Source organism: Streptomyces sp. NPDC093085, from assembly GCF_040683935.1.
Lineage (GTDB): Bacteria > Actinomycetota > Actinomycetes > Streptomycetales > Streptomycetaceae > Streptomyces.
Window position 1 is genome coordinate 1 of sequence record NZ_JBFBFB010000003.1, and the last position, 20,728, is coordinate 20,728.

At 74.2% G+C, this 20,728-nt stretch carries 16 protein-coding genes, 1 pseudogene and 1 riboswitch; of the genes and pseudogenes, 13 read left to right on the forward strand and 4 right to left on the reverse strand.

The window, feature by feature from the left end:
• Positions 1 to 160 precede the first annotated feature (160 nt).
• Entirely contained in the window at positions 161 to 1,063 is a 903-nt protein-coding gene (locus tag AB0O07_RS10790; RefSeq protein WP_365630413.1) for a neutral zinc metallopeptidase, read from the reverse strand.
• 227 nt (positions 1,064 to 1,290) lie between these two features.
• Here AB0O07_RS10790 and AB0O07_RS10795 point away from each other — a divergent pair, with 227 nt between their 5' ends.
• From AB0O07_RS10795 to AB0O07_RS10830, 8 genes are all read left to right on the forward strand, one after another.
• Complete coding sequence (locus tag AB0O07_RS10795; protein ID WP_365630416.1) at positions 1,291 to 2,889, forward strand: ABC-F family ATP-binding cassette domain-containing protein; 1,599 nt, start codon at positions 1,291 to 1,293, stop codon at positions 2,887 to 2,889.
• Positions 2,890 to 3,225: 336 nt separating this feature from the next.
• Positions 3,226 to 3,447, forward strand: coding sequence for a helix-turn-helix domain-containing protein (locus tag AB0O07_RS10800; protein WP_006123601.1), 222 nt, complete (start codon positions 3,226 to 3,228; stop codon positions 3,445 to 3,447).
• Positions 3,448 to 3,582: 135 nt separating this feature from the next.
• Entirely contained in the window at positions 3,583 to 4,374 is a 792-nt protein-coding gene (locus AB0O07_RS10805) for an enoyl-CoA hydratase/isomerase family protein (protein WP_365630419.1), read from the forward strand.
• 81 nt (positions 4,375 to 4,455) lie between these two features.
• A riboswitch (cobalamin riboswitch) is annotated at positions 4,456 to 4,577 on the forward strand.
• A gap of 34 nt (positions 4,578 to 4,611) precedes the next feature.
• A complete protein-coding gene (locus AB0O07_RS10810) occupies positions 4,612 to 5,667 on the forward strand; it encodes a cobalamin biosynthesis protein (protein ID WP_365630422.1) in 1,056 nt (351 codons plus the stop codon).
• Positions 5,655 to 7,259 (forward strand): cobyric acid synthase, encoded by a 1,605-nt coding sequence (locus AB0O07_RS10815; RefSeq protein WP_365630425.1) that lies wholly within the window; start codon positions 5,655 to 5,657, stop codon positions 7,257 to 7,259. The genes AB0O07_RS10810 and AB0O07_RS10815 overlap by 13 nt, the downstream gene beginning before the upstream one ends.
• Before the next feature lie 103 nt (positions 7,260 to 7,362).
• The gene (locus AB0O07_RS10820) at positions 7,363 to 9,540 is read left to right on the forward strand and encodes a putative cobaltochelatase (protein WP_365630428.1); all 2,178 of its coding nucleotides are present in this window, start codon (positions 7,363 to 7,365) and stop codon (positions 9,538 to 9,540) included.
• A complete protein-coding gene (cobO, locus tag AB0O07_RS10825; RefSeq protein ID WP_365630431.1) occupies positions 9,540 to 10,139 on the forward strand; it encodes a cob(I)yrinic acid a,c-diamide adenosyltransferase in 600 nt (199 codons plus the stop codon). Before AB0O07_RS10820 ends, cobO begins: the two co-directional genes overlap by 1 nt.
• Positions 10,133 to 11,632: a cobyrinate a,c-diamide synthase gene (locus tag AB0O07_RS10830; protein ID WP_365630434.1), complete on the forward strand. Its 1,500-nt coding sequence runs from the start codon at positions 10,133 to 10,135 to the stop codon at positions 11,630 to 11,632. Before cobO ends, AB0O07_RS10830 begins: the two co-directional genes overlap by 7 nt.
• Before the next feature lie 20 nt (positions 11,633 to 11,652).
• Here the strand turns inward: AB0O07_RS10830 and AB0O07_RS10835 are convergent, their stop codons facing one another.
• On the reverse strand, positions 11,653 to 12,369 hold the full coding sequence (locus tag AB0O07_RS10835; protein WP_365630437.1) for a ZIP family metal transporter: 717 nt from the start codon (positions 12,367 to 12,369) through the stop codon (positions 11,653 to 11,655).
• Between AB0O07_RS10835 and AB0O07_RS10840 the strand changes: the two are divergent.
• Positions 12,368 to 12,723: pseudogene (locus tag AB0O07_RS10840) on the forward strand (cobalamin biosynthesis protein); the annotation flags it as partial. The gene AB0O07_RS10835 and the pseudogene AB0O07_RS10840 overlap by 2 nt on opposite strands.
• 489 nt (positions 12,724 to 13,212) lie before the next feature.
• Complete coding sequence (gene cobC / locus AB0O07_RS10845) at positions 13,213 to 14,316, forward strand: Rv2231c family pyridoxal phosphate-dependent protein CobC (protein ID WP_365630440.1); 1,104 nt, start codon at positions 13,213 to 13,215, stop codon at positions 14,314 to 14,316.
• A 155-nt stretch (positions 14,317 to 14,471) separates the two neighbouring features.
• On the opposite strand, the gene AB0O07_RS10850 is transcribed toward cobC, so the two are convergent.
• Both AB0O07_RS10850 and AB0O07_RS10855 read right to left on the reverse strand, forming a co-directional pair.
• Positions 14,472 to 15,503, reverse strand: coding sequence for an SCO1860 family LAETG-anchored protein (locus AB0O07_RS10850; RefSeq protein WP_365630443.1), 1,032 nt, complete (start codon positions 15,501 to 15,503; stop codon positions 14,472 to 14,474).
• A gap of 283 nt (positions 15,504 to 15,786) precedes the next feature.
• Positions 15,787 to 16,923 (reverse strand): amidohydrolase family protein, encoded by a 1,137-nt coding sequence (locus tag AB0O07_RS10855; protein WP_365630446.1) that lies wholly within the window; start codon positions 16,921 to 16,923, stop codon positions 15,787 to 15,789.
• Between the two features lie 107 nt (positions 16,924 to 17,030).
• Between AB0O07_RS10855 and AB0O07_RS10860 the strand changes: the two genes are divergently transcribed.
• From AB0O07_RS10860 to ectB, 3 genes are all read left to right on the forward strand, one after another.
• Positions 17,031 to 18,191 (forward strand): aminotransferase class V-fold PLP-dependent enzyme, encoded by a 1,161-nt coding sequence (locus AB0O07_RS10860; protein ID WP_365630449.1) that lies wholly within the window; start codon positions 17,031 to 17,033, stop codon positions 18,189 to 18,191.
• Positions 18,192 to 18,545: 354 nt separating this feature from the next.
• The gene (ectA, locus tag AB0O07_RS10865) at positions 18,546 to 19,085 is read left to right on the forward strand and encodes a diaminobutyrate acetyltransferase (RefSeq protein WP_365630452.1); all 540 of its coding nucleotides are present in this window, start codon (positions 18,546 to 18,548) and stop codon (positions 19,083 to 19,085) included.
• 237 nt (positions 19,086 to 19,322) lie between these two features.
• Entirely contained in the window at positions 19,323 to 20,591 is a 1,269-nt protein-coding gene (gene ectB, locus AB0O07_RS10870) for a diaminobutyrate--2-oxoglutarate transaminase (RefSeq protein WP_365630455.1), read from the forward strand.
• Positions 20,592 to 20,728 lie beyond the last annotated feature (137 nt).

Genomic DNA, 20,728 nt, shown 5'->3' on the forward strand with positions numbered 1-20,728 from the left:
AACCCCTAACAAAGGGGGGGTGAGGGTTTTTCAGAGGTGTGCACGACCTTTGGGGGGGTCGGGCCCCGGGGCGCCCCGGGACCGTACCCCCACCCCCCGAAGCGGCTACGCCCTGTCCGGACCTAGTGCCCCTCCCGGCAAGCTTTGCCCCGTCGCGGCACTAGCGGAACGTGTCGCACCGGTCGACGTCGCCCGTCGCGTACCCGGTACGGAACCACTGCTGGCGCTGGTCCGCCGAGCCGTGTGTCCAGGACTCCGGGGCCACCTTGCCCTGGAACTTCTCCTGGATCCGGTCGTCGCCCACGGCCGCCGCCGCGTCCAGGCCGTCCGTGATGTCCTCGTCGGTCAGCTTGGTGAGCAGCGGGCGCCCCGAGGACCCGGCGGGCGTGGTCGTCGCGTGGTGCGCCCATACGCCCGCGTAGCAGTCCGCCTGGAGCTCCACCTTCACCGCGTTGCTGTCCGGGCCCTGCTTGCCGTCGTGCGCCTTGGCCAGGGTGCCCTTCAGGTTCTGCACATGGTGGCCGTACTCGTGCGCCACCACGTACGCCTGCGCGAACGGGCCGCCGCTCGCCCCGAACTTGGTCTTCAGCTCCTCGAAGAAGCCGAGGTCCAGATAGGCCTTCTGGTCGGCCGGGCAGTAGAACGGGCCGACCGCCGAGGTCGCGGAGCCGCACGCCGTGTTCGTACGGGCGGTGAAGAGCTGGGTCCGCGCCTTGGCGTAGCTCTCACCCCGCCGTTTGTACTCCGCCTCCCAGAAGTCCTGCACGCTGTTGACCACCGCGACGATCCGGCAGTCCTCCCGGGTGTTGGCGTCCTGGCCCGTACGGCACTTCTCGGTCACCCCGTCCACCGACGAGGAGTCCGCCGCCGTACCGCCCGAGGATCCCGAGCCGCTCGACGAGAGCCCCAGCTTCCCCGGGTCGACCCCCAGCAGCACGCCGACCACCAGCACGATCACCCCGACCACGCCGCCGCCCACCGCGAGACCGCCCCCCGGGATCCCGCCGCCACGGGCGTCCTGGACCTCCGACGTGTCCAGCTCCGCGTCGTCGTCGAACCGCATGCCCCACCACTCTCCGTCCCGCGCCGGCGAGGTCCGGCGCGGGACGGAGAATACCGACCCGGCCCCCTCCCGAACCGCACCCTCGGGGCAGCGCCCCCGCCCCGTCGGAGCAGTCGCGCCCTCCCGGTAGACTGGGCGCCATGGCATTTCTCCTTGTGCATTAGCCGGCGTCGAAGAACCCCTCCGCCTGCCCTCTTCCGCCGCCCATACCGCCCTGGAGTCTTTCCGTGATCACCGCAACCGGCGTCGAGCTGCGCGCCGGCGCCCGCATCCTCATCGAGTCCGCCTCCTTCCGTATCGCCAAGGGTGACCGCATCGGCCTCGTCGGCCGCAACGGCGCGGGCAAGACCACCCTCACCAAGTGCCTCGCGGGCGAGGGCATCCCCGCCTCCGGCACCATCACCCGCTCCGGCGAGGTCGGTTATCTGCCGCAGGACCCGCGCACCGGCGACCTCGACGTGCTCGCCCGCGACCGGATCCTCTCCGCCCGCGAACTCGACTCCGTGCTGAAGAAGATGCGCGAGAACGAGGACCGGATGGCGAACGGCAAGGGCGCCACCCGCGAGAAGGCGATGAAGCGGTACGAGCGGCTGGAGACCGAGTTCCTCACCAAGGGCGGATACGCCGCCGAGGCCGAGGCCGCCACCATCGCCGCCGCGCTCGGCCTGCCCGACCGGGTGCTCGGCCAGCCGCTGCACACCCTCTCCGGCGGCCAGCGGCGCCGGGTCGAGCTGGCCCGGATCCTCTTCTCCGACGCCGACACCCTCCTCCTCGACGAGCCCACCAACCACCTCGACGCGGACTCCATCGGCTGGCTCCGCGACTACCTCAAGACGTACCGGGGCGGCTTCATCGTCATCTCCCACGATGTCGACCTGGTCGAGACGGTCGTGAACAAGGTCTTCTACCTGGACGCCAACCGCGCCCAGATCGACGTCTACAACATGGGCTGGAAGCTCTACCAGCAGCAGCGCGAGTCGGACGAGAAGCGCCGCAAGCGCGAGCGCGCCAACGCCGAGAAGAAGGCGGCCACCCTCAACGCGCAGGCCGACAAGATGCGCGCCAAGGCCACCAAGACGGTCGCCGCGCAGAACATGGCGCGCCGCGCCGAGCGGCTGCTCTCCGGCCTGGAGCAGGTGCGCCAGTCCGACAAGGTCGCCAAGCTGCGCTTCCCGGAGCCGGCGCCCTGCGGGAAGACCCCGCTCGCCGCCGAGGGCCTCTCGAAGTCGTACGGCTCGCTGGAGATCTTCACCGACGTGGATCTCGCGGTCGACAAGGGCTCCCGGGTCGTCATCCTCGGCCTCAACGGCGCGGGCAAGACCACCCTGCTGCGGCTGCTGGCCGGCGTCGAGCAGCCGGACACCGGCAAGGTCACCCCCGGTCACGGCCTCAAGCTCGGCTACTACGCGCAGGAGCACGAGACCCTGGACCCGGAGCGCACCGTCCTGGAGAACATGCGCTCCTCCGCCCCCGACCTCGACCTGGTCGACGTCCGCAAGACCCTCGGCTCCTTCCTCTTCTCCGGCGACGACGTCGACAAGCCCGCCGGGGTGCTCTCCGGCGGCGAGAAGACCCGGCTGGCGCTGGCCACCCTGGTCGTCTCCTCCGCCAATGTGCTGCTGCTCGACGAGCCGACCAACAACCTCGACCCGGCCAGCCGTGAGGAGATCCTGGGCGCGCTCCGTACGTACCGGGGCGCGGTCATCCTCGTCACCCACGACGAGGGCGCCGTCCACGCGCTGGAACCCGAGAGGATCATCCTGCTGCCGGACGGGGTCGAGGACCTGTGGGGCGCGGACTACGCCGACCTGGTGGCCCTCGCCTGATCCACTGCCTGATCCACTTCGACTGGATCATTCGGCTCAGCGGTGATCCACCATCTGAGTGACCGTGTCTCGTACCCACGGCGTGGTACGGGACGGATCGGCACCCCGCGTACATCATCCGCACCCTCACCCGGCCCCACCGCCCTGACCTGGCACTTCTCCTGGCGTTCCGGGCAAACCCCGCTCCGGGCGGCTCTGGAATGTGACATTCCGTTCGTGCTCGAAGGTTGAAGTCCGAAGAAGCTTGTCGTACGGACCTTGCCGAATGGGTGGCCAGGAGGGCCGTGAGGGGTGATCATGAGAAGTCCAGAGCGCACTTCCCATGAGGAGGCACGGGTGGCCGAGACTCTGAAGAAGGGCAGCCGGGTGACCGGCGCCGCGCGCGACAAGCTCGCGGCAGACCTGAAGAAGAAGTACGACAGTGGTGCGAGTATCCGGGCGCTGGCCGAGGAAACCGGCCGCTCCTATGGATTCGTCCACCGGATGCTCAGCGAGTCCGGAGTCACGCTGCGGGGACGTGGCGGGGCTACGCGAGGCAAGAAGGCCGCATCGGCCTGACGGCCGGGCGGGGCACTCCCCGGGCCGCCGGTTCGGCGGGTGGCCACCCGGGTCGATCGAGCGATCGCCCAGGTGGTTACTGTGCAGTCACTTAGCTCAGTTCGTGAGTCCGACTGCCCGAACCGGAGGCGCCCCATGGTTTCGCTCGCACCAGTGCTCGACACGGACGGCGTACGGCTCACCGTGGAAGACGCGGTGGCCACGGTGACACTGACCCTCCCGGCCAAGCGCAACGCCCAGTCTCCCGCTCTGTGGCGGGCGTTGGCCGAGGCCGGGAGGAGGCTGCCGGGGACCGTACGGGTCGTGGTGGTGCGCGGCGAGGGCACGTCCTTCTCCGCGGGGCTCGACCGGCGCGCGTTCACCCCCGAGGGCTTCGACGGCGAGCCCTCCTTCACCGACCTGGCCCGCTCCACCGATGCCGACCTCGACGCGGCCATCGCCGGGTACCAGGACGGCTTCGTCTGGCTGCGCAGGCCCGACCTGGTGACCATCGCCGCGGTCCAGGGCCATGCGATCGGGGCCGGCTTCCAGCTCGCCCTCGCCTGCGATCTCCGTGTGGTCGCCTCGGACGTCCAGTTCGCCATGCGCGAGACGAGCCTCGGCCTCGTCCCCGACCTCACCGGCACCCACCCCCTGGTCGGCCTGGTCGGCTACGCCCGCGCCCTGGAGATCTGCGCCACCGGCCGCACCGTCCACGCGGACGAGGCCGACCGCACCGGCCTCGCCAACCTGGTCGTCGCCCCCGAAGACCTCGCCGCCGCGGCGAACGACCTCGCGGCGGCGCTCCTGGCCGCCCCCAGGGACGCCCTGATCGAGACCAAGGCCCTCCTCCAGGGCGCCACCGACCGCACCTTCGAAGCCCAACGCACCGCCGAACGCGCGGCCCAGGCGCGGCGCTTGCGGGATCTGGCGGGGGTGGGGGACTGACGGGGCCGGGTGTGGGGCTTCGCACACTGTCCTGGTGCAGGTCAAGGACGAGTTGACGGGTGTTGCGGGGCATGGTGGACTTCCTGGGCCATTGCCGACGGCAGCAGAGGAAGCCGGTGCGAATCCGGCGCGGTCCCGCCACTGTCACTGCGAGCCCCGTCCCGCAGGAGCCAGGAACTCTCGCCGTCGGATACGACGTCGAGCCGGGGCGCGGACCCTGAGTGAGGACACTTCGCCATGCCTGGCCGCGGTCATGCCATCGCGCCCGGGGTACGGGGCCGCTCGGCCGTTCCGGACACCGGGCGCGTCTTCGCGTACGGGGCCGCCCTCGGGCTCCTCGCCGACCGGGTCTTCGGGGATCCCCGCCGGGGGCATCCGGTGGCCGTGTTCGGGCGGGGCGCCTCGGCCGTGGAGCGGGTTCTGTGGCGCGACCACCGGGGGTGGGGCGCGCTGCATACCGTGGTCTGCGCCGGAGCCGCCGCCGGGGGTGCCGTGCTCGCCGCCCGTACGGTACGGAGCAGCGCCGCCGGGGCCGTGGCGCTGACCGCCGCCGCCACCTGGGCCGTGGTCGGCGGGACCTCCCTGGAGCGGGAGGCGCGGGCGATCGGCGCGGCGCTCGCCGCCGGGGATCTGGACGGGGCCCGCGCCCGGCTGCCGCACCTCTGCGGGCGCGACCCGTATGCCCTCGACGAGGCCGGGATAGCGCGGGCCGTCGTGGAGTCCGTCGCCGAGAACACCTCCGACGCGGTCGTGGGCGCCCTGGTGTGGGGGGCGCTCGCGGGGGCCCCGGGGCTGGCCGGGTTCCGGGCGGTGAACACGCTGGACGCGATGGTCGGGCACAAGAGCCCCCGGTACCACAGGTTCGGCTGGGCCTCGGCCCGGCTGGACGACGCCGCCGGGTGGCCGGGGGCCCGGCTCACCGCCGCGCTCGCCGTCCTCGCGGGCCCGGACCGGCGGGGCGCGCTGCGGGCCGTACGCCGCGACGCGCGCCGTCATCCGAGCCCCAACGCGGGCCCCGTGGAAGCCTCGTTCGCCGGGGCGCTGGGGGTGCGGCTGGGCGGGACGCTCGCGTACGGCGGGCGGGTCGAGCACCGGCCCGTGCTCAACGCCCCGGGGCGCCCGGTCGCCGTACCGGACATCGAGCGCGCCGTCCGGCTGGCCCGCCGGGTCGACGCGCTCGCCCTGGCGGTCTGTGTCGCGGGCCGGCTCGGGTACGGAGCGGTGCGGGGCAGGGTGTGGGACGGAGTTCGGGGCAGGGTTCGGGGAAGGAAGGGCTGGGGATGGCCGGGGTGAAGGGGGCTCGCCCGCTCGGCGGGGGGCTGCTGGTCGCGGGGACCACCTCCGACGCGGGGAAGAGCGTGGTCACGGCCGGGATCTGCCGCTGGCTGGCGCGCCAGGGGGTGAAGGTCGCGCCGTTCAAGGGGCAGAACATGTCGCTGAACTCGTTCGTGACGCGCGAGGGCGCGGAGATCGGGCGGGCGCAGGCGATGCAGGCGCAGGCGGCACGGGTGGAGCCGACCGCCCTGATGAACCCCGTCCTGCTCAAGCCGGGCGGCGAGCACAGCAGCCAGGTGGTGCTGATGGGGAAGCCCGTGGGCGAGATGAGCGCCCGGGGGTTCTTCGGCGGGAGCGGAGGGAGCGAGGGGGCTTCTCGCGAGGAGGCGCTGCGCGGCGGGCGCCGGGAGGCGCTGCTCGGGCCCGTCCTGGAGTGTCTGGCGGAGCTGCGCGCCACGTACGACGCGGTGATCTGCGAGGGCGCGGGGAGCCCGGCGGAGATCAATCTGCGCCGTACCGACATCGTCAACATGGGCATCGCACGGGCCGCGCGGCTGCCGGTGATGGTGGTCGGGGACATCGACCGGGGCGGGGTCTTCGCGTCCTTCTTCGGTACGACGGCGCTGCTGAGCCCGGCGGACCAGGCGCTGGTGGCCGGGTATCTGGTCAACAAGTTCCGGGGCGATGTGGCGCTGCTGGAGCCGGGGCTCGCCATGCTGCGCGGGCTGACCGGCCGGGCGACGCTCGGTGTGCTGCCGTTCCGGCACGGTCTCGGCATCGACGAGGAGGACGGGCTGCGGATCTCGCTCCACGGCACCGTGCGCGAGTCGGCGGTGGAGCGGCCGTACGGCGCGGAGGTGCTGCGGGTCGCGGTCTGCGCCGTCCCCCTGATGTCGAACTTCACCGATGTGGACGCGCTGGCCGCCGAACCCGGCGTCGTGGTGCGGTTCGTGGACCGCCCCGAGGAGCTGGCCGACGCCGATCTGGTGATCGTGCCGGGCACCCGGGGGACGGTACGGGCGCTGGCCTGGCTGCGGGAGCGAGGGCTCGCCGAGGCGCTGGCGGCGCGGGCCGCCGAGGGCCGCCCGGTGCTCGGCATCTGCGGCGGCTACCAGCTCCTCGGCGAGCGAATCGAGGACGAGGTGGAGTCCCGGGCGGGCGTGGTGGACGGGCTGGGGCTGCTGCCCGTACGGGTCAGGTTCGCGCCGGAGAAGACCCTGGCGCGGCCCGTCGGGGTGGCGCTCGGCGAGCGGGTCGAGGGGTACGAGATCCACCACGGCGTCGCGGACGTACGCGGCGGGGACGCCTTCGTCGCCGGTCCGGACGGGGCCGCGCTGGACGGCTGCCGGGTGGGCGCCGTCCAGGGCACGCACTGGCACGGGGCGCTGGAGGGCGACGCGTTCCGGCGGCGGTTCCTGGCGGAGGTGGCGCGGGCGGCGGGCCGGCGGTTCGTCCCCGCGCCGGACACCTCCTTCGGCGTGCTGCGCGAGGAACAGCTCGATCTGCTCGGCGACCTGATCGAGGAGTACGCGGACACGGCCGCGCTGCTCCGGCTGATCGAGGAGGGCCCGCCGCCGGAGCTGCCGTTCATTCCGCCGGGGGCGCCGTGAGTCCGCGTCCCCGCCCCGCCGTCCCGCCGTCCCACCCGGCCTCACGACCCCGCCGGTCCCGTCCGTACCGCAGGTCCCGCCGTCCCGAAGGAGCGATCAGCCTATGAGCACCCCCTTTCCGTTCACCGCCGTCGTGGGGATGGACGATCTGCGGCTCGGACTGCTGCTGAACGCGGTCAGTCCGGCGGTCGGCGGTGTCCTCGTACGGGGGGAGAAGGGCACCGCCAAGTCGACCGCCGTGCGGGCGCTCTCCGCCCTGCTGCCGGAGGTGCCGGTGGTGACGGGGTGCCGGTTCAGCTGTGATCCGGGCGCGCCCGACCCGCACTGCCCGGACGGGCCGCACGCGGAGGCGCCGGCCGGGGCCCGGGCGGCGCGGATGGTGGAGCTGCCCGTGGGGGCCTCCGAGGACCGCCTCGTCGGGGCGCTGGACATCGAACGGGCGCTGTCGGAGGGGGTGAAGGCGTTCGAGCCGGGGCTGCTCGCCGACGCGCACCGGGGCGTCCTCTACGTGGACGAGGTCAACCTGCTCCACGACCACCTCGTGGACCTCCTGCTGGACGCGGCGGCCATGGGCGCCTCGTATGTCGAGCGGGAGGGCGTCTCCGTACGGCACGCCGCGCGCTTCCTGCTGGTCGGGACGATGAACCCGGAGGAGGGCGAACTCCGCCCCCAGCTCCTCGACCGCTTCGGGCTGACGGTGGAGGTGGCGGCCTCCCGCGAGCCGGACGTACGGGTGGAGGTGGTGCGGCGGCGGCTCGCGTACGACGCCGACCCGGCCGGGTTCGCGGCGCGCTGGGCCGGGGAGGAGAGCGCGCTGCGGGGACGGATCGCGGGCGCGCGGGCGCTCCTCCCCGAGGTGCGCCTCGGGGACACGGCGCTCCGGCAGATCGCGGCGACCTGTGCCGCGTTCGAGGTGGACGGGATGCGCGCGGACATCGTGATGGCGCGGACCGCGACGGCGCTGGCCGCGTGGGCCGGGCGTACGGAGGTGCTCGCCGAGGATGTCCGGCAGGCGGCGCTGCTGGCGCTGCCGCACCGCAGGCGGCGCAACCCGTTCGACGCGCCGGGGCTCGACGAGGAGAAGCTCGACGAGACGCTGGAGGAGTTCCGGGGGGACGAGGACGGAGAAGCCGAGGGTCCAGGGGACGGGGAGCCCGATCCCGATCCGGACCCGGACCCGGACCCGGATGGGCCTGACGGGCCCGGTGGCGGGGGCGGGCAGCCGCCTCAAGGCGGGCCGGACGCCCCCGAGGCCCCGGAGGCGCCCGCGTCGCAGGACGCCCCGGGTGCACCGGGAAGCCCCGACGTGCCCGAGCCGCGTCCCGAAGGCGGGCAGCCGAAGGCGCCCGCGCCCGGTGAGCACTCCCCCGTCGGGGCCGCCGAGCCGTTCCGTACCAAGGTGCTCAGCGTGCCGGGGCTCGGCGAGGGCGCGGCCGGGCGGCGCTCCCGGGCCCGTACCGAACACGGCAGGACGACCGGCTCCCGGCGGCCCCGGGGCGCGCTGACCAAGCTCCATCTCGCGGCGACCGTGCAGGCGGCCGCCCCGCACCAGCGGGCGCGCGGGCGGGCCGGACGGGGTCTGGTGGTGCGCAGGGACGACTTGCGGCAGGCGACCCGGGAGGGGCGCGAGGGCAATCTCGTGCTCTTCGTGGTCGACGCCTCCGGTTCGATGGCGGCCCGGCGGCGGATGGGCGCGGTGAAGGGCGCGGTGCTCTCGCTGCTGCTCGACGCGTACCAGCGGCGCGACAAGGTCGGTCTGATCACCTTCCGGGGCCGGGAAGCGGAGCTGGCGCTGCCGCCCACCTCGTCGGTGGACGCGGCGGCGGCCCGTCTGGAGTCGCTGCCCACGGGCGGCCGGACGCCGCTCGCCGCCGGGCTGCTCAGGGCCCATGACGTCCTGCGGGTGGAGCGGCTGCGGGACCCCGCGCGCCGGCCGCTGCTGGTGGTGGTGACGGACGGCCGGGCGACCGGCGGCCGGGATCCGGTGGCGCTGGCGGCGCGCGCGGCGCGGCTGCACGCGGCGGAGGGTACGGCGTCGGTCGTCGTGGACTGCGAGACGGGTCCGGTACGGCTCGGGCTCGCCGGGGCGCTCGCCGGCGACCTTGCCGGGACCGCGATCACCCTGGACGAGCTGCGCGCCGACAGCATCGCGGGGCTGGTCAGGGACGTACGGGAGAGGGGCGACGTACGGCGGACTGGCGACGTACGGCGGACGGGCGACGCGCGCCGGGCACCGGGCACCGACGACGGGCAGCAGCAGAGGCACAGGAGGGCCGCGTAATGCCGCAGGGACAGCCGGAGAACGTACCGGACGACGGACTCACCACCCGCCAGCGCCGCAACCGGCCGCTGGTGCTGGTCCACACGGGCACCGGCAAGGGCAAGTCGACGGCGGCGTTCGGGCTCGCGCTGCGCGCCTGGACGCAGGGGTGGCCGGTCGGGGTCTTCCAGTTCGTGAAGTCCGCGAAGTGGAAGGTCGGCGAGGAGCGTGCCCTGAAGGTCCTCGGCGAGAGCGGCGAGGGCGGCACGGTCGCCTGGCACAAGATGGGCGAGGGGTGGTCCTGGGTCCAGCGCGACGCGCAGTTCTCCAACGAGGAGGCGGCGCGCGAGGGGTGGGAGCAGGTCAAGCGCGATCTGGCGGCCGAGACGCACCGGCTGTACGTGCTGGACGAGTTCGCGTACCCGCTGCACTGGGGGTGGGTGGCGACCGACGAGGTGATCGAGGTGCTGCGGAACCGGCCCGGCACCCAGCATGTGGTGATCACCGGCCGTAACGCGCCCCAGGAGCTGATGGACTTCGCGGACCTGGTCACCGAGATGACCAAGGTCAAGCACCCGATGGACGCGGGGCAGAAGGGCCAGAGGGGCATCGAGTGGTGAACATCCCGCGTCTGGTCGTCGCCGCGCCGTCCTCCGGAAGCGGGAAGACGACGGTGGCGACGGGCCTGATGGCGGCGTTCTCCGGGCGCGGTCTCGCCGTCTCCCCGCACAAGGTCGGCCCGGACTACATCGACCCCGGCTACCACGCGCTGGCCGTGGCGTCGGGGCCGGCGGGCCCCGGCAGCGGGTCGTCGCCCGGCTCCGCCTCCGGCCCGGGGCGGGGGCGTCCGGGGCGGAACCTGGACGCGTACATGTGCGGCCCCGGGCTGATCGCGCCGCTCTTCGCGCACGGCGCGCGCGGTGCCGACCTGGCGGTCGTCGAAGGCGTGATGGGGCTCTACGACGGCGCCTCCGACCAGGGCGAACTGGCCTCCACGGCGCAGGTGTCGAAGCTGCTGAAGGCCCCGGTGGTGCTGGTCGTCGACGCCTCCTCGCAGTCGCGTTCGGTGGCGGCGCTGGTGCACGGCTTCGCCTCCTGGGACCGGGAGGTGCGGATCGGCGGGGTGATCCTCAACAAGGTCGCCACCGACCGTCACGAACGGCTGCTGCGGGACGCGCTGGACGGCTCCGGGGTGCCGGTCATGGGCGTGGTGCGCCGTACGGACCGGGTCGGCGCGCCCTCCCGCCACCTCGGCCTGGTGCCGGTCGCCGAGCGGCGCGCCGAGGCGGTGGAGGCGACCCGGGAGCTGGCGGCGCGGGTCGGGGCGGGGTGCGACCTGGAGGCGCTGCTGGCGCTGGCCCGGAGCGCGCCGGAGCTGACGGCGGAGGCGTGGGAGCCCGGGGTGGAGCCGGTCGTCGCGCCGGGGAGCGGACGGCCGGTGATCGCGGTGGCGGGCGGGCCCGCGTTCACGTTCTCGTACGCCGAGCACACCGAGCTGCTGACGGCGGCCGGCGCCGAGGTCGTCCCCTTCGACCCGCTGCGCGACGAGGCGCTGCCCCCGGGCACCGCCGGCCTGGTGATCGGCGGCGGCTTCCCGGAAGTGTACGCGCCGGAGCTCTCCGCCAACGAGCCGCTGCGCGCTGCGGTGGCGGAACTGGCGTACGCGGGCGCGCCGGTGGCCGCCGAGTGCGCCGGGCTGCTCTATCTGGCGCGCTCCCTGGACGGGAAGCCGATGTGCGGGGTGCTCCCCGCCGAGGCCCGGATGTCGGGGCGGCTGACGCTCGGTTACCGGGAGGCGGTGGCGGTCGGCGACAGCGCGCTGGCGCGGGCCGGGACCCGGGTACGGGGCCACGAGTTCCACCGTACGGTGGTGGAACCGGGCGCCGGGGTGGTTCCGGCGTGGGGCATGGTGCACCCGGAGCGCCGGGTCGAGGGGTATGTCAGCGGCGGCGTGCACGCCAGTTACCTGCATACGCACTGGGCGGCGACGCCGGAGCTGGCGACCCGCTTCGTGGCCCGCGCGGCGGCCGGGCCGCACGGGGCGGCCGGGCCGCACGGGGCGGCCGGGGCGGCCGGTACGGCGGAGGCGAGCGGGGCCGGGGTACGGCGGTGACCGTACCGCCACCGGAGGCGTCACCCCGCGACGCCGACCACCAGCCAGATGAAGCCGACGCCCAGCACGGTGCAGAGCAGCGTGGAGCGGGCCGGGTGGTCGTGGTGGGCCTCGGGCAGGATCTCGGCGGCGGCGAGATAGAGCAGCACGCCGCCGAAGAACCCCAGATAGCCGCCGAGGAGTTCCTCCGGGAGCGTGAAGAGCAGCGTGGAGGCGGCGCCGAGGACCGGGGCGAGCGCGTCGGCGACCAGCATGGCGAGGGCGCGGCGCCGGTCGTTCCCGTACAGGCTGGTGATCGTGTACGTGTTGAAGCCGTCCGCGAAGTCGTGGGCGATGACGGCGAGCGCGACGGCGGTGCCCATACCGCCCCCGACCTGGAACGCGGCGCCGAGCGCGACCCCGTCCATGAGGCTGTGCCCCACCATGGCCGCCGCGGCGGTCAGCCCGACCTGGGGGACGCGGCCGTCCTGGTGGGCGGCCTGGCGGACCGCGAGCAGCCGTTCGACCAGATGGGCGGCGAGGAATCCGCCGACGAAGAGCAGCAGCGCCCTCGGCACCCCGAGGAAGTCCTCGCCCGCGGCGTGTATCGCCTCGGGCAGCAGGTCCAGGCCGACCACGCCGAGCATCAGCCCACCGGCGAGCCCCAGTACGAGATGGCGCCGGTCGGTGACGCGCCGGGCGGTCCAGCCGCCGAAGAGCGTCATCAGGAACGCGCCGAGCGCGACGAACACCGCCATGCGCCCCTGCATAGCCGATCGGACCGGGTCCCCGCACATCAGACCGCCGGCCGGGATCTGGTGGTGGGCGTGGGGGCGCGCCCCGGGGCGCCGGTGGCGGAGGTGCTGGGCCTGATCGAGGAGACGCTGCGGGAGGCCGGGCTCGCGCCGTCCCGGGTCTCCGCGCTGGCGACGGTCGAGGCGCGGGCGGACGCGCCCGGCGTCACGGGGGCGGCGGCGGCGCTGGGCGTGCCCGTACGGGGGTATCCGGCGGCCCTGCTGGCCGGGATCCCCGTGCCGCGCCCCTCGGCGGTGGCGCTCGCGGCCGTGGGTACGGCGTCGGTCGCGGAGGCCGCGGCGCTGGCGGGCGGCGGCGCGGGCGCGGACTCGGGCTCGGGCTCGGGCGCGGACTCGGGCGAGGGCGAGGGCGCGGGTTCAGGCTCGGGTTCGGACGCGGGCGGGGGCGGGGGCGGGGGCGGGGGCGGGGGCGGGGACATGGGCGGGCCGCCCGTACCGGAGCTGCTCGTACGGAAACGGAGGTCGCGCCCGCCCGCCGGACCCGCGCAGGTCACCTGTGCGGTGGCGGCCGTGGGGCGGCGGTGGCGTATAGGTGCCAGCCCCGGTCGGAGTGGAACCGGCCCGGAAGGAAATGATGTCGGTGATGTCGGTGCCCTTGAGGACCGTCCTTCCAGCCATCCGTGTCTTCCCCCTCAGACACTCCACCGAGAGCAGAGTGAACCGTGAGCATGGCACTCCCCCCACCCCACAGAGCGTGCCTCCGCCCCCCGGCGGCCGTGCGGGCCATGGCCGCCGGGGCCGCCGGATCCGCCACGGCCGCCGGATCTGCCGGATCCGCCGGATCCGATGTGCGCCCGATATCCGACGATCTCCGGGGCGGCAGCAGCCATGTCTACGCGCGCTGACCGCCACGACCTGCGCCATCACGGCGACGCGGAGGTACGGGACGGGGCCGCCGGCCTGGTCGACCTCGCCGTCAACGTCCGCGCGGAGACGCCCCCGCCCTGGCTGCGGGCCCGGATCGCGGAGTCGCTGACCGGGCTCGCCGCCTACCCCGACGGGCGCGCGGCACGGGCGGCGGTCGCCGCCCGGCACGGGGTGCCGGTGGAGCGGGTGCTGCTGACGGCCGGGGCCGCCGAGGCGTTCGTGCTGCTCGCGCGGGCGGTGCGGGCGCGGACCCCGGTGGTCGTGCACCCGCAGTTCACCGAGCCGGAGGCGGCGCTGCGGGACGCGGGGCACGAGGTGCGCCGGCTGCTGCTCCGTTCCGGCGAGGGGTTCAGGATCGACCCGGCGGAGGTGCCGGACGAGGCGGACCTGGTGGTGATCGGCAACCCGACCAACCCCACCTCCGTGCTCCACCCCGCCGAGGCGATCGTGAAGCTGGCCAGGCCGGGGCGGACCCTGGTGGTGGACGAGGCGTTCATGGACGCGGTGCCGGGCGAGCCGGAGGCGCTGGCGGGGCGTACGGACGTACCGGGCCTGGTGGTGCTGCGCAGCCTGACCAAGACCTGGGGGCTCGCGGGGCTCCGTATCGGCTACGTACTGGCGGAGCCCGGGACGATCGCCGCGCTGGAGCGGGCCCAGCCGCTCTGGCCGGTCTCGACGCCCGCGCTGGCGGCGGCGGAGGCGTGCATGGAGCCGGCCGCGCTGGCGGAGGCCGAGGCGGCCGCGTGCGCGATGGCCCGGGAGCGGGCGCATCTGCTGGCGGGGCTGGCGGAGTTCGAGGAGATCCGGGCGGTGGAACCGGCGGCGGGGCCGTTCGTCCTGATCAGAACGGACCGCGCGGACGCGGTACGGGCCCGCCTCCGCACCCTGGGCTTCGCGGCCCGCCGGGGCGACACCTTCCCGGGGCTCGACGCGCGGTGGCTCCGCCTGGCGGTCCGGGACCGGAGCACGACGAACCGTTTCCTCCAGGCCCTGGACCAGGCGCTGACGGCGGTCGGCGGCTGACCCGGCATCCCCGCAGGGGCGTCCGGGCCGCTGGGCCCGTCCCCTGACCGGGTCGTCCCGTGACCGGGCGGTCCCGGAACCGAGTCGTCCCGTGACCGCGGCCGTACCGTCCGAGCGGCGCCGCGGTCACGGGACGGGAGCGTCAGCGCCGGGCGTCAGCGCCGGGCGCGGAGACGGGTCACGGCGAGGGCGCCGCCGCCGAGTGCGAGGAGCGCCGCAGCGCCGCCCGCCAGATACGGTGTCGCGGAGCTGCCCCCGGTCTCCGCCAGGGCCTGCCGGGGCTCTCCCCCGCTCTGGGTCTTGACGTCGGCCTTCTCCGCCGCCTCAGGGGCCTCCTCGGCAGCCGTACCGGCCTCCGTGGACGGCGCCGCCGCGCTCCCCTCCGGCTTCCCTTCCGGCTTCTCCGGCTCCGGCTGCCCCGGGGCCTCCTGCTCGGGCTCCGCGGGCTCCGTGGCCGCACCGGGCGCCTTCGGCGTGGTGCAGGAGGCCTCGGCGAGGGTGACGGTGCCGGTCACCTCCGCGACGTTCAGCTTGAGCGGGTTCACCGAGACCCTGAGGGCGAGCGCGGTCGCGGCGGCCGTACGGGAGGTGGTGTGCGTCCGCGACAGGTCGAGGGAGACCTCGCCCACCCCCGGCACCTGGACCCGGGTCGGGCCGCCCGCCGTGAGGGTGACCTTCTTGCCGAGGACGGTGACCTGGCCGAGCAGGTTCGAGGTGGCGGCGGGCCGCTCGCCCGCCGCGCAGACCGCGCGGGAGGTGACCTCTTCGACCTCGATGAGCGAGAGCAGCGGCAGCCCGGGGACATGGACCTTGGCATGGGCGAGCCGGCTGTACCCCTCGGCCCCGTGCCGGTCGGCCGTCGCCTTCGCCGTGGCGACCTCGGCCCGCAGCACGTCGACCGGGCGCCCCTGGTCGACCCCGGCGACATCGACGGTCAGCGCGGTCCGCTCCGCGCTCGCCGGGGCCTGCACCGCGTTGAGCGAGGCACGCAGCGGTACGTCGACGGTCTTGTTGACCAGCGAGACATCGAGCCCGGCCCGCAGCACGGCCGCACTCGCCCGCCCCTCGCCCCGGCCCGCGCCCTCACCCGGACCCTCGGTGGCCCCCGCCGGCGCGGCGAGGAGGACCGGGCCCGCCGTCAGCGCGGCGGCGGCCACCAGGGCGGCGCCGCGACGGCGTGCGGGCATGCGGAAGGTGTTGCTGTTCAAGATGGTGGAACCCCCACAAGAGATCTGATGTCGCCGTCCCCGCCGCCTCGGGGACACGAGGCGGCGGTGGCGACCGGGACACCGGAATACTCATACGTACGGAGAGTGAACCGGTAAGCACCAGAAGCGACTTCACCCTAAAGTGGGGTTTTCGGGTCCAAATTCGATTTCTCTGGCACGGACGTTCCCGCCGTTCACCCGAATGGCCGGGGGCACAAGGGCGAAGCGCCGGGGGTGCGGGGGCAGCGACCGGCGCGGGCGCTCAGCCGACCACCCGTCCGTTGAGCACGATGCGCCGGGGCGCCGCCAGGACCCGTACGTCGGCGCGGGGGTCCTCGTCGTAGACCACGAGGTCGGCGGGGGCGCCCTCGTCCAGGGCCGGGCGGCCGAGCCAGGCCCTGGCAGCCCAGGTGGTGGCGGAGAGGGCAGCCAGGGGCGGGATGCCCGCTGCGACCAGTTCCGCCACCTCGCCGGCGACCAGGCCGTGGGCGAGGCCGCCGCCCGCGTCGGTGCCGGTGAAGACCGGGATGCCCGCGTCGTACGCGGCGCGGACGGTGTCGTAGCGGCGTTCGTACAGCCGGTTCATATGCGCGGACCAGCGCGGGAACTTCGCCTCGCCGCCCGCGGCGAGGGCCGGGAACGTCGCGATGTTGACGAGGGTCGGGACGATGGCGACGCCGCGCTCGGCGAAGAGCGGGATGGTCTCCTCGGTGAGCCCGGTCGCGTGCTCGACGCAGTCGATGCCCGCCTCGACCAGGTCGCGCAGCGAACTCTCCGCGAAGCAGTGGGCCGTGACCCGCGCCCCCAGCCGGTGCGCCTCCGCGATGGCCGCCTCGACTTCGGCGCGCGGCCAGCAGGGGGTCAGATCGCCCGCCTCCCGGTCGATCCAGTCGCCGACGAGCTTGACCCAGCCGTCGCCGCGCCGGGCCTCCCTGGCGACATACGCGACCAGGTCGCCGGGTTCGATCTCATGGGCGTAGTTCCGGATGTACCGGCGGGTGCGGGCGATGTGCCGGCCCGCCCTGATGATCTTCGGCAGGTCCTCGCGCCCGTCGATCCAGCGGGTGTCGGCGGCCGATCCGGCGTCCCGGAGCAGCAGGGCGCCCGCGTCGCGGTCGCCGCGCGCCTGGGTCTCGCTGGTGGCCTGGTCCACGGCGCCGTGCCGGTCGAGCCCGACATGGCAGTGCGCGTCGACCAGGCCGGGCAGCGCCCAGCCCCGTACCGTACGGATGTCACGGGCGCCGGCGGGCCGTTCGTAGGTGATCCGGCCGTCCACCACCCACAGGTCGTCCCTGACCTCCTCGGGGCCGACCAGGACCCGCCCCGTGACCCGCAGCACCTCGTGATCGCCGTGATCGCCGTGCTCACCGTGCTCGCCGTGACCCCTGTGATCGCTCATGGCGAGCACTGTACGAGGCCGTGAGTACGCTCGATCCGCGAGGGATTCCCCTCTCCGTATCGACCTCCGTATCCGCCTCCATATCCGCATCCGAAGAGAGCGTCTCCGTGACACACCACCCACTGCTGGACCTGCCCCCGCTGACCGCCGCGCACTTCGCCGCCGTCGAGCGCCGCGTCGCCGCCCTGCTGGCCACCGAGAACGATGTCGTGATCACCCAGGGCGAGGCCCTGCTCCCCCTGGAGGGGTGCATCCGGGGTGCCGCGGGGCCCGGTACGACCGCGCTGAACGTGGTGACCGGGCCGTACGGGCAGACCTTCGGGGACTGGCTGCGGGACTGCGGCGCGACCGTGGTGGACCTGGCGGTGCCGTTCCACACGGCGGTCACCGCCGAGCAGATCGCCCAGGCCCTGGCGGAGCGCCCGGAGATCGGCTTCGTCTCGCTGGTGCACGCGGAGGCGGCGACCGGGAACACCAACCCGGTGGCGGCGATCGGGGAGGTGGTACGGGCCCACGGCGCGCTCTTCATGGTCGACGCGGTCGCCTCGGTGGCCGCCGAGCCGCTGCTGACCGACGCCTGGGGCATCGACCTGTGCGTGATCGGCGCGCAGAAGGCGATGGGCGGCCCGGCGGGGGTCTCGGCGGTCGCGGTGAGCCCGCGCGCCTGGGAGCGGTTCGCGGCCAATCCGGGGGCGCCCCGGCGCTCGTACCTCTCACTGCTCGACTGGAAGGAGCGCTGGATCGACGCGGGCCGCCGGGCGCTGCCGCACGCCCCCGCCCAGTTGGAGACGCTGGCGCTGGAGGCGTGCGTGGAGCGCATCGAGGCGGCGGGGCTCGCGGCGGTCATGGGCCGGCACGCCGCCGCCGCTGCCGCCACCCGGGCGGGCGCGCTGGCGCTCCGGGGCGGTCTGGCGCCGTATGTCACCCGGGCCGAGGAGGCCGCCCCGGTCGCCACGACGCTCCGTACCCCCGCCGGGGTGGACGCCACCGCGCTGGTCGCGAAGGCGCTGGCAGGCGACGGGTCGCTGCCGTTGGTGGCAGGTGGGGGCGCACTGGCCGGGGAGATGGTCCGGGTGAACCATTACGGGGCGGACGCGACGGCCGAGGTGGTGCGCGCCTCGCTCGTGGCGCTGGGGGCCGTGCTGGCGGGCGGCGGGGCCGAGGTGGACCCGGCGGGCGCGGTGCGCGCGGCGGACGCCGCCTGGGCCGCTGCCGAAGCCGCTGCCGAAGCCGGTGCCGGCACGGACGCGGACCGATCCGGGAATTAAGGCGGCGGGACGGCCGCCGCCCCAGGGCACACCAAAAAGCAGATGAATTAATGAAAACGGGAAGCTGCTTTATCCGGCGCAGCTTCCCGTTTTCTTCTGCCCGCTTTCTCCGGGCCTAAACACCCTGATTTTCCGCACGATCCCGGGGGTGATTCCGGAGCGTCGCGCGAGCGTTACGGACATGTGACCGACCCCACAAGTCCCACCGTTTTGCCCGTATTATTCACCTCATACCACCCCATCCCGCTGCCGCTTCCCCGCCGTGTCCGCGCCCGCGCGATAACACAGGACCGCTTATCTCCCAACCCCTGCCGCAGATGCATCTTGCTGATTTGCTCGGTAAATTCAATTCACATGACCGCCGCACAAGCAGACCTTGCAGGCGCCCGAAGCGAATTCGACCGGCCCTTGACGATCGACACCCCGCGAGTGGAGGACGGAGCCGCGATCTGGCGCATCGCCCGCGACTCCGAGGTCCTGGACCTCAACTCCTCGTACAGCTACCTGCTCTGGTGTCGTGACTTCGCCGCGACGTCCGTCGTCGCCCGCGCGGAGGGAGGCGAGCCGATCGCCTTCGCCACCGGGTACGTACGGCCCGAGCGCCCCGAGGCGCTGGTCGTCTGGCAGGTGGCCGTGGACGCGGACCACCGCGGCCGGGGGCTCGCGGGGACGCTGCTCGACGAGCTGACCGTCCGGACCGCCAAGGAGCGGGGCATCACGGCCGTGGAGACGACCGTGACCCCGGACAACACCGCATCGGACCGGCTGTTCACGGCGTACGCCGCCCGCCATGACGCGGAGCTGGAGCGCGAGGTCCTCTTCGACGGCGGGCTCTTCCCCGACGGGGTCCACCAGCCCGAGGTGCTGTACCGCATCGGCCCGCTCGCCCTCTGAGCCCTGGGGCCGCTCCCGGAAGCCCGCGCCGGGCCCGGGACCGGCCGCCGCCTCCCGCGCCGTATCGCGGTACGCACCGCCGTACCGCCGTACGTATCGCTGTACCGCCGTACGTATCGCTGTACCGAACGTGCCGACCGTACCGCCGCCGCATCGCCGCCGAACCGCCGCGCCGTCCGTCACGCCGTCCGACCGCGCCGGCGCCACCCCCGCACCTCCCACCGGCTGGAGAGACCCATGACCATCACCCCGCCCGCCCTCAGCGTCTTCGAGACCCTCGAATCCGAGGTGCGCAGCTACTGCCGCGGCTGGCCCGCCGTCTTCGACCGCGCGCAGGGCGCCCGCCTCACGGACGAGGACGGCCACAGCTACCTGGACTTCTTCGCCGGTGCCGGCTCGCTCAACTACGGCCACAACAACCCGGTGCTGAAACGGGCGCTCATCGACTACATCGAGCGCGACGGCATCACCCACGGTCTCGACATGGCGACCACCGCGAAACGGGCCTTCCTGGAGTCGTTCCAGAACGTCGTCCTCCGGCCGCGCGACCTCCCGTACAAGGTGATGTTCCCGGGACCGACCGGCACCAACGCGGTCGAGGCGGCCCTCAAGCTGGCCCGTAAGGTCAAGGGCCGCGAGTCGATCGTCTCCTTCACCAACGCCTTCCACGGCATGTCGCTGGGGTCGCTCGCCGTCACCGGCAACGCCTTCAAGCGCGCCGGGGCCGGGATCCCGCTGGTGCACGGCACCCCGATGCCGTTCGACAACTACCTGGACGGGCAGACGCCCGACTTCCTCTGGTTCGAGCGGCTGCTGGAGGACCAGGGCTCCGGGCTGAACAAGCCCGCCGCCGTGATCGTCGAGACGATCCAGGGCGAGGGCGGCATCAACGTCGCGCGCCCCGAGTGGCTGCGCGCGCTGGCCGGGCTCTGCGAGCGGCAGGACATGCTGCTGATCGTGGACGACATCCAGATGGGGTGCGGCCGTACCGGTGCCTTCTTCTCCTTCGAGGAGGCGGGCATCACCCCGGACATCGTCACCCTGTCGAAGTCCATCAGCGGGTACGGGCTGCCCATGTCGCTCTGTCTCTTCACCCCCGAGCTGGACGTGTGGGAGCCGGGCGAGCACAACGGCACCTTCCGGGGGAACAACCCGGCCTTCGTCACCGCCGCCGCCGCGCTCACCACGTACTGGGCCGACGGGCAGATGGAGAAGCAGACCCTCGCGCGCGGCGAGCAGATCGAGCGCGCGCTCACCGCGCTCCGCGCCGAGTGCGCCGGTGACGTGCCCGAGATCCGCGGGCGCGGCCTGGTCTGGGGCGTCGAGTTCGCCGACAAGGGGCGCGCCACCGCGGTCTGCGCCCGCGCCTTCGAGCTGGGGCTGCTGCTGGAGACGTCGGGACCGCAGAGCGAGGTCGTGAAGCTGCTGCCGCCGCTCACCGTCACGGCGGACGAGCTGGACGAGGGGCTGCGCACGCTCGCCCGCGCGGTCCGCGAGACCGCCTGACCGCGAGACCGCCTGACCGCCTGGCCGCCTGGCCGCCTGGCCGCCTGACCGGCCGGGTGCCCGACCGCGAGACCGGCCGGCTGCCCGACCGCCTGACCGCAAGAAGAAGACCGAAAGGTTCGGAAGGAACCGGTCAA